Genomic DNA, 9,343 nt, shown 5'->3' on the forward strand with positions numbered 1-9,343 from the left:
ACCTGGATCTCCACGTCAGCACCCATAATCGCAAAAATAGGCTTCAGCATGAAACGGTTGGATACCAGTGACAGAGGGACTGCTGCAATCATCGAAATAAGGGCCACCCATACCATACGCATGACCTGCCACAGGCGGATCGTCCCGCTGCGGTATCCAATACTCTTCATCATGGCGATCTCTCCCTTTTCGCGGACTATAAACAGCCGTTCCATCAGCAGGGTGATCAGCATAATCACTGCGCAGAGCATTCCGGTCATCGGAACCAGCATATCCTTCAGAGATTCCTGGATACCGCCCACATTCCGGTCCACCACCTCCTGGGCCGTCGTCCATTGATAGTGCGGAAACAAGCTGCTAAGCTCTGTAACAAGCTCTTCCTGCGTCCGATCCGTCTCCATATCCACCATAATGTTCCAATAGTGAAACATGGTTTCATTTTTCAATACCAGTTTCGGATTCATTCTGGCACTCTTGCCAACCTGCATGTAATCAGAATATGTTCCTGTTATGATAAGCTGCTTCTGCTCCCCGCCGGCCTCTACTTCTACCGTGTCGCCGATCTGCCATCCGTTTTGCTCCATAATATTTCTTGAAAATGCAACCTCATTGGACAGACGCGGCGCATCTCCTTCCTGGTAGGAGAGAAAGTCCTGGTTCGGACCGGCTATCTGCACCGTCATAATATTATTTTTACCGGTCTCTCCCCTTGAGGAATAGCGCAGGAAATAGATCGGTACTCCGGTAAGCTCAGCCTCATATCCCTTTTCTGCCAGTTCCGTTTCGACTCTCTTCATGCCGGCATCCAGATCTTCCCTGGTTCTGTAAACATTTTCGCCGTAGTTTTCTATTTTTTCTACATAAACAGAGCTCTTCGGGTCCATACAGAATTTTCCGGCCATCTCATCGCTTTTCATCGTGTTCAGCGTATTCAAAGGTATGGTGATCAGTATAAAACTCAGACAAAACGTCACAATTAGCACAAGGTACCGCTTTACATGGCTCGCCATGTCATTGATTCCGAGAAACAGCGCCACCGGCATCCGTTTTCTGCGGTACAGGCGAAGCCCCGCCCGCCTGCCATAGCGTTCCCCGCTCTGGCCTCCGCGTATGGCGCTGATTGCGGAGATTTTATTCAGCTTTCTCGTACAGCTGTAGCAGAAAAACATAACCAGGATTACAATCAGCAGCGTACAGACACCATTCACCCACAGATTGACCCGGGTATCTTCCATAATCATATTGCCGCTGACGGATGCAACCATCATTCTGCTGACAGGAATACTTGCTCCCAGTCCTGCCGCAGCACCAATAACAACGATCAGGATATATTTTATAAGGTAAAGCTTTTTAATCGCAAAATTCCTGAGTCCCATGGCTTTCATGATTCCGATCTCCCTGTACTCTTCTTCTATGGTAAATACCAGTGTGAACCGGAGCACCAAAAGTGCTATCAGGATCAGGCAGATTCCGATCAGGATCAGCAGGCCCGCCATAATCATATCGAAAGAATACGCCATCGTATAAGTACTTTTTGTAATCGAGTTCATAGAAGTCACAAAACCTTCCGCGTCAAATCCGCTGACGAACCCGTTCACATCCTCCACATTAAAGTAATACAGCCCAATGATATTAGCATCCTCTTTCTCCGAAAAGAATTCATAATCCGCAGGGCAGACGATCATTCGGCTCATACCGGCCATATCGCTCCCGAAAGCAGCATCCTTGATCAACAGCTTAACGGTAAACAGCTTCTCAGAACCTCCCACGCTGAGTTTCACCTTGCTGCCTTCCTCCAGCTTATTTTTACCGGCCATTGCCTTCCCCAGCGCAATCTCTCCCTTTTCCAGGCTGAAATCCTTCCCGGACGTATCATATACCTTGCAGTAATCGGCATCCTTTGTGCCCAGATACATGCTGGCCCCATGCGTGTTAAAAGATTTATCCTTCCCCTCTGTCTGAATCCGGATATCCTTTTCGTTCAGCATGATAACCGTATTATAGCCCCACTCTTTCACGCCCGGGGCATCCTTCTCAATCCAGCTGTCAATCTGTTCCTTTTCCTGGGTGCCCGAGATAATATAATTCACATCGGGTACATTGGCATAATCCATATAGTAGTTCACTGCAGAAGACACTACCATAATATTGTTGATGCTGCTTGACAGAAAGATGGACGCAATCATGATGAACAGAAAAAGAATGATATTAACGCTCTTTCTCCTCTTCAGATCCTTTCTCAATATCCTCTGTATCATGTAATTTTCCTTCCCTTTCATTGTTGATAAGGAGAGTATAGCGTACTGTTTATTAAAAATTCCTTAAATGGAAAGAATTTTGTATTTCGAATGCTGCCCGGAGGCTTAACAAAACTTGATGATAACAACGCCGCCGGTTTTGCAATTACACAGTTCCATCTGCCCTGCATGAGTTTTTACGACTTCCGCTGCAAACCAAAGTCCAAGTCCGTTGTGTCCATCTGTGCTGCGCGAAGCATCGCCGCGCCACAGACGCTCTGCCGCATGTTGTAATGCCGCCTTGCTGAACCCGGGGCCCTCATCACGCACAATGATCTGCCAGCCTGCGTCTCCCATGCCGCCCTGCAAATACACCGTTCCGCCCTCCGGGGTATGCTCGATGGCATTCTGCACCACATTTCCGAGGGCCCGGAGTAAGTGTTCTTTCTGCATGCCCGCTGTACCCTCCAGACCATTTTGAACCTGCAGGTAGACTCCTTTGGCTTCCGCAATGCCCTTTGTGCTCTGGCAGAGCTCCTCGAACATGGCAGGCAGGCTTCTGCTTTCAAATGCCTCGTCCGCACCGGCTGCGGTTTCCAGCAGGCTGGCGACATACTGCCTGGCCCTGTTATTGGCGGCCGTAATCTTTTCCACTAATTTCCGGCTGTGCTCAGGCAGTTCTTCATCCAAAAGAAGTTCGGCATTGCCTCCCGTCAGTGTGAGCGGGGTCTTTAAGTCATGCGCAAGTGCAGCTATTTCCGCCTCACGCTCCTGCTGAGCGGCCCACTGGGATGACAGCGATTTGTACAATGCATCTCTCATATCATCCATGGCGGCTAACGCCTGGTCGTACTCCCGAATCCCCGCTTGGGGAATTGTAAAATCAAGCTCCTGAGCACCCACTTTGCCGCTCACCTCACTGAACAGCTTCAGCCTGGAGGCAAGGTGGCCGCGGAGCCACAGGGTATTAAACATAAGACAGAGCGCCAGTGCCGCGACAAATGTGGCCAGCCACAGGTATTCGAAGGGGGGCAGCATGCCGCGCAGCACAGGATTGGCGAACTCTGCCCTGTATTGCCAGCGAAAGATTACGGTACTTCCATCCGCATAGGTGTACCGCGCGGCATTCTCTCCACAGGCAGCCTCCCGGAGACATTGAGCCAGTTTTTTCAGCTTTGCCCCCTCCGCGTTGGCTTCCAGCACTTTTCCGTCCGGGCCGAATAAAGCGTACTCTGCCAAAAAATCATCACTGGGGGAAACAAAGGTCTCCGGCTCATTCTCCAGCATCTGCTCCACCTGCTGGCCTGCAGCGACTCCCCGGTAAACAACACCGTTATTTTGAAGCCGCACCAATGTCGTAAACCATACGATACAGCATAACAGCATGCAGCCGGACATCACGACTGCAAATCGCAGAAGCACAAAAGAAAGGCTTACACAACGTTGTCTTTTCGCCATTTATAGCCCACCCCCCAGACCGTTTCTATCGAGCTTACCCCCTCGGATTTCAGCTTGACACGAATATTCCTGATGTGCTGCGCGATGGCCGAAGAATCGCCCTCGGCGTCAAACCCAAAAACCGCTTCGTATAATTGTTCTTTGGTAAACACCTGCCCGGCATGCAGTGCCAGGTGCTCACAGATGGAATATTCACCTTTGGTTAAAGACAGCGTATGTCCGCCCGCAATGACCTCCTTTGCCTGCATATCAAAACGCACACCTCCCAGGCTCAGGGTATGAGTTGGCTGGCGCACCTCCCTCCGCAGATGGGCGTTTACCCGTGCACGCAGCTCCGCAATGCTGAATGGCTTTTTAATATAATCGTCAGCGCCCAGGCCAAACCCCCGTACAAGGGCCGCGTCTTCCGATCTGGCGGTCAAAAACAGTATGGGGCAGTCCACTTCGGCGCGGATACGGCCGCAGAGAGAAAACCCATCTTCCCCGGGCATCATCACATCGAGAAGAAGCAGATCGTACAGCCTGCACCTGGCCGGGTGCACAGCGGCGGCATCTGCTTCGGTATCTACGCAGTGCCCGTCCTTTTCCAGGGCGGCACGCACCAGATCCAGCATATCCGGGTCATCATCAACAACGAAAAGTTTTGACATCGTTTATCCTCCTGTTTACTCTTGTAAGACTTTTCCTTCCCATCTGCAGAACCATAGTATAGACAAGACCAGTACAGCCGGGGACATCAGCAGCAAAGAAATAATCCCCGGAAAAACAGGCACACTTGAAAAGTCAAAATAATTCTCCAGAAACCGTACTCCCCATTCCCATGGAATGAAGGGCCAGATTTTATCACCAATCGCATTTTCAAAGAAACCGGCTGAAATTGTGCCACATATCCCTGCCAGGACAGAAATACTGGATCCAAACCGGAAAGCAAGGAGTATATGCAGTATATATAGAAATAGGTTACTGATTAAAAAAACAAAAAATATGACAAGATATGAATTAAAGTGTGTTCGTCTGCTTTCCATGAAACAGTTAGCTCCAACAAAGAAACACAGTTCATATAGTATCATACTTATGGCTGAAAGAAACAGAAGAAAGAACAATTTTCCGAGAAATACACTTCTTCGGGATTCCACTAAACCAAGCGCATTCTGAATCCCTTTCACATTCTTGTCCAGTTGAATGAGCATTGGCACGGCAATACTTACAAATATCGGATAGCATATTTGTAAAATAACGAAAAATAACCTCTCATCAGGAATGATATGGTACCCGGCAAAAGCATAATAGGCTAAAAATAATGCGGTAACCACTACGGGCAGTACGGTATGCAGCAAAAGAACCGGAGTCCGCCTGATCTTTATAAAGTTTGAAAGAAACTCCCTAATTATCATCATCTGCGATGCACCTGCTTTCTATACCAGCGGGAAAACAGGATTGTAAGAACGAACACGGCAAGCAGGGATATCAATACCAGCAGCGAGCTTTCTCCCAGATTCAGCATCAGTCTGGAATCGGATTCGGCTAATAATCCGTTTGGCAGAACTCCGAATAATGTGACCATAAACCTGGCAGGCCAGCTGTATGGGAAGCACCAAAATAAAGGGGTCAGGGAAAAGAACAGTCCCCCCAGCGCACTGGCAAATAAGTTCAGAATCACAGAACCGGCAAATCCCGCTTTTTGATCCAAAAACAGACAGAAAGGGATCTGCCATAATAAAGTGATCCACAATAAACTGTATCCCAAAATATAATATCCGGCACGTCCAATAGCAGCAGAAACACCTGACAATATGCACTCCGTGATTATCGTAATAAGAGCTAAAATCAAGGAGATAGCCAAAAGATTAAGCGCCGTCATAATTGTTTTTGAGATAAATGTCTTCTTCAAGTTAATGGGCAGGCTGTAAAGAGTACGGTAATTGTGCTTTTGATCCTTATGATTAACCAGGTGGCATAAAACCACTATGGAGAGAGAAGCAACCGGCATACACCAATTGCAGACCATGGAGCTTGAAAAACCGCCTAAACCAATCCCAATAAACAGAAAGATCATGGATATCAGAACTAAAGCTGCGGGGATAACTAACACGAGTTTTCTAAACAGGGAACGTTTGAATTTCAGGCTTTCCGCTTTCAAATATATTTCCAGCATTAAATTGCACGCTCCCTTCTGACGATATCCATAAATAACTGCTCCAAATTTTCATTTGCATCAATTCTATCCTGATACAGCAGCGCCCCATTGTGCAGAATCCCTATGTCGTCGGCTACTTGTTCAACTTCGCTTAAAATATGACTGGATATAATTACCGATATCCCGGATTCTGCAAAGGACCGGATCATTTTCCTCAATTCTTCAATACCAAAAGGGTCTAAGCCGTTCGCAGGTTCATCGAGAACCAACAACTTAGGGCGATTAAGCAGCGCCAATGCAATGCCCAGCCTTTGCTTCATTCCCAGAGAAAAATCGGATGTCTTTTTATTTTCAGCATCCAGTAAGTCCATTTTCCGCAAGACTTCTTCGCATTTATTTTCCCCAATCCCCAGAAGAGTTGCCCGCACTTTTAGGTTTTCGAATGCCGTTAAATTTTCATACAGCGGCGGGGATTCGATTAATGAACCTATATTCATCAAATCTTTTCTGGTCCACGGATGATGCTCGAATAAAATTTCACCTGAAGTCGGTCTGATGATTCCTGTAATCATTTTTAATAATGTGGATTTACCAGCACCGTTAGGTCCTAATAATCCGTATACTGTATTTTTTCTTACAGACATAGACAGGTCTTTCACCGCATAGGTATTTTTAAACTTTTTAGAGACTTGTTTTGTCCTTATTACGTACTCCTGCATCTTAACATCCTCCATCTCATCTCTGTCAACCGGTTTGTAACTTGTTTGTTCCATAGTTATATCTCCCTTTTGATTCCCGCGGCCACCGATCAGTGCCGCCATGCATACATGGATATTAGGCGGGTGGCGCGGCGGACAAAAACCCACGGCTTACGGCGGGTTTCTGACTTGATACTGCTATGGTAACAGCTAATTTTCAAGATTTTATAAAGATAGACTCTGTTTCTTCCGAAGCTGTGAGAACGAAAAAAACGATATCTCCTGCGAAGCAGTCAAATTCAGCAGTGACAGAAAGTGTAATCAAGTGTAATCAAAATATCCTGGTTTTTATGCAAAATAAAATAGCCAAAAGCCCTAATAAACAAAGACTTTCAGCTATTCACCTTTAATGAGGAAGATGGGACCTGAACCCACACGAACGCATTGCTCACAAGATCCTTAGCCCATGTTTCCTGTACATGTTATTCCAACAGTTGCGCATTGATGACATTGTTGATGTATAGACATACCACTGAATAAACCTTAAATAATAAAAAGCCCTGCATCTGCAAGGCTTTCCATGTACTGCGGAAGATGGGACTTGAACCCACACGAGCGCATTGCTCACAAGATCCTTAGTCTTGCTCGTCTGCCAGTTCCGACACTTCCGCATTTTGTAGTGCTGTATCTCAACCGCGCTACGAATGATATCTTACTATTTATTTCCGCAAATGTCAACAGATTTTTGTAAATTTTTTGTATAATTTTGAAAATTTGTTAACGTAATCCCTCCAACCCCTGTATTTACGGGACTTGGAGGGATTACTGAATTAAAATCTTTTTATGCCATATTGCCCTCAAATTTTGGGATTCCATCAAACCCTGTCTGGAGATCTTCATCCGTAGGAATATAATCGGTCATTTCATTGTTATGGAATTTTTCATATGCAAGCATATCAAAATATCCGGTTCCAGTCAGTCCGAACAGAATGGTCTTCTCTTCTCCCGTCTCCTTGCACTTCATTGCTTCGTCAATAGCAACCTTGATTGCATGGCTGCTCTCCGGTGCAGGAAGGATGCCCTCTACCCGTGCGAACTGTTCTGCGGCCTCGAATACGGATGTCTGCTCAACAGAACGCGCCTCCATGTATCCGTCGTGGTACAGCTGTGACAGAGTGGAGCTCATTCCATGATATCTCAGGCCTCCTGCGTGGTTCGCAGATGGAATGAAGCCGCTTCCCAGAGTATACATCTTAGCCAGGGGGCAAACCATGCCTGTATCGCAGAAATCATATGCAAATACGCCACGGGTCAGGCTTGGGCAGGATGCCGGCTCAACAGCGATAAACTGATAATCAGCCTCTCCCCTGAGTTTCTCTCCCATAAACGGTGAGATCAGACCTCCCAGATTGGAACCGCCTCCGGCACATCCGATGATAACATCCGGTTTGATTCCATATTTGTCCATAGCAATCTTCGCTTCCACACCGATGATGGACTGATGGAGCAGTACCTGATTCAATACGCTTCCCAGCACATATCTGTATCCTTCCGAATGTGTTGCCACTTCCACAGCCTCGGAAATCGCGCATCCCAGGCTTCCTGAAGTGCCCGGATGCTCGGCCAGGATCTTCCTTCCGACCTCCGTTGTCTCGGATGGAGACGGTGTTACACTTGCCCCATATGTCCGCATCACTTCTCTTCTAAACGGCTTCTGTTCGTATGAGCATTTTACCATGTATACTTTACAATCCAGATCCAGATAAGAGCAAGCCATAGAGAGGGCTGTTCCCCACTGGCCTGCGCCTGTTTCTGTTGTCACACCTTTGAGGCCCTGATCCTTTGCATAAAAGGCCTGCGCAATCGCAGAATTCAGTTTATGGCTTCCACTTGTATTATTTCCCTCGAACTTATAGTAAATCTTCGCCGGAGTCTGCAGCTTCTCCTCCAGGCAGTATGCCCTGACAAGTGGAGCCGGGCGGTACATCTTATAAAAATCCCGTATTTTCTCCGGAATCTCAATATAACGGTTGTCATTATCAAGTTCCTGTTTCACCAGTTCTTCACAGAATACAACCCCCAATTCTTCAGCGGTCATAGGCTTTAAAGTCCCCGGATTCAGAAGCGGGGCCGGCTTATTCTTCATATCGGCCCTGACATTGTACCACTCCTTCGGCATCTCGCTCTCTTCCAGATAAATCTTGTAGGGAATTTTGTTTTCACTCATTTTATAAATCTCCTTTCTTTTTTTAGGGATAAGCCTTTTTATCTGCACAAAAAATACTCCTATCCCTCACAATAAATTATTGCAGGGACAAGAGTATGAATCATCAAAACTCCTGCGGTGCCACCCAGCTTGATGCGGCGAACGCATCCTCTCATGCATACTAACATATGCTGACTTTGTTAACGGAGTACTCTCTCCGGCTCACCTACTGTAACTTTCAGTTCGCCCTCAGAAGCCCATTCCCATCTGTCTTGTCCTGCCGCAATCCCACCGCCTGCAGCTCTCTGTGTGGTAAGTACAAAAGGTACTTGCTCTTCCTCATAGGTTTGATAAATACTTTACTACGGGAACTTTCAAATGTCAATACTTTTTTTAAAATCGGGATTTAGTCGGCTAGCTTTAGCCTAGTCGACGGATGGGGACGCTTCATGACAGGGAGGCCGGGGAGGTGCTGGGGCTGTATATGCCGTTGCGATATGCACCCATGCTGCTAAGTGATTCTAGAACACCCGATGCCGGATAGGCGGGTACGCTGAACACATCACGGGAAATCTGATGATTTCCCGCGCTGGGTTCAGCAACAACT

General features: G+C 47.1%; 7 protein-coding genes and 1 tRNA gene. All 8 read right to left on the minus strand.

The window, feature by feature from the left end:
* A partial coding sequence (locus GKG43_RS22130; RefSeq protein WP_129880072.1) for an ABC transporter permease occupies positions 1-2,258 on the minus strand: 2,258 nt, incomplete at its 3' end.
* Between the two features lie 105 nt (positions 2,259-2,363).
* Positions 2,364-3,695: an ATP-binding protein gene (locus GKG43_RS22135; protein WP_055153426.1), complete on the minus strand. Its 1,332-nt coding sequence runs from the start codon at positions 3,693-3,695 to the stop codon at positions 2,364-2,366.
* A complete protein-coding gene (locus GKG43_RS22140; RefSeq protein ID WP_055153424.1) occupies positions 3,671-4,345 on the minus strand; it encodes a response regulator transcription factor in 675 nt (224 codons plus the stop codon). The genes GKG43_RS22135 and GKG43_RS22140 overlap by 25 nt, the downstream gene beginning before the upstream one ends.
* A 15-nt stretch (positions 4,346-4,360) precedes the next feature.
* A complete protein-coding gene (locus GKG43_RS22145; protein WP_055153422.1) occupies positions 4,361-5,092 on the minus strand; it encodes a lantibiotic immunity ABC transporter MutG family permease subunit in 732 nt (243 codons plus the stop codon).
* The gene (locus GKG43_RS22150; RefSeq protein ID WP_050642212.1) at positions 5,089-5,850 is read right to left on the minus strand and encodes a lantibiotic immunity ABC transporter MutE/EpiE family permease subunit; all 762 of its coding nucleotides are present in this window, start codon (positions 5,848-5,850) and stop codon (positions 5,089-5,091) included. Before GKG43_RS22150 ends, GKG43_RS22145 begins: the two co-directional genes overlap by 4 nt.
* Positions 5,850-6,551, minus strand: coding sequence for a lantibiotic protection ABC transporter ATP-binding protein (locus GKG43_RS22155; protein ID WP_129880074.1), 702 nt, complete (start codon positions 6,549-6,551; stop codon positions 5,850-5,852). Before GKG43_RS22155 ends, GKG43_RS22150 begins: the two co-directional genes overlap by 1 nt.
* Positions 6,552-7,116: 565 nt before the next feature.
* Positions 7,117-7,201 (minus strand) — tRNA-Leu (locus GKG43_RS22160).
* 170 nt (positions 7,202-7,371) lie between these two features.
* Entirely contained in the window at positions 7,372-8,757 is a 1,386-nt protein-coding gene (locus tag GKG43_RS22165) for a TrpB-like pyridoxal phosphate-dependent enzyme (protein ID WP_050642769.1), read from the minus strand.
* Positions 8,758-9,343: the final 586 nt, after the last annotated feature.

The sequence above is a fragment of the Eubacterium sp. BIOML-A2 genome (assembly GCF_009680135.1).
Classification (GTDB): Bacteria; Bacillota; Clostridia; order Lachnospirales; family Lachnospiraceae; genus Faecalicatena; species Faecalicatena contortus_B.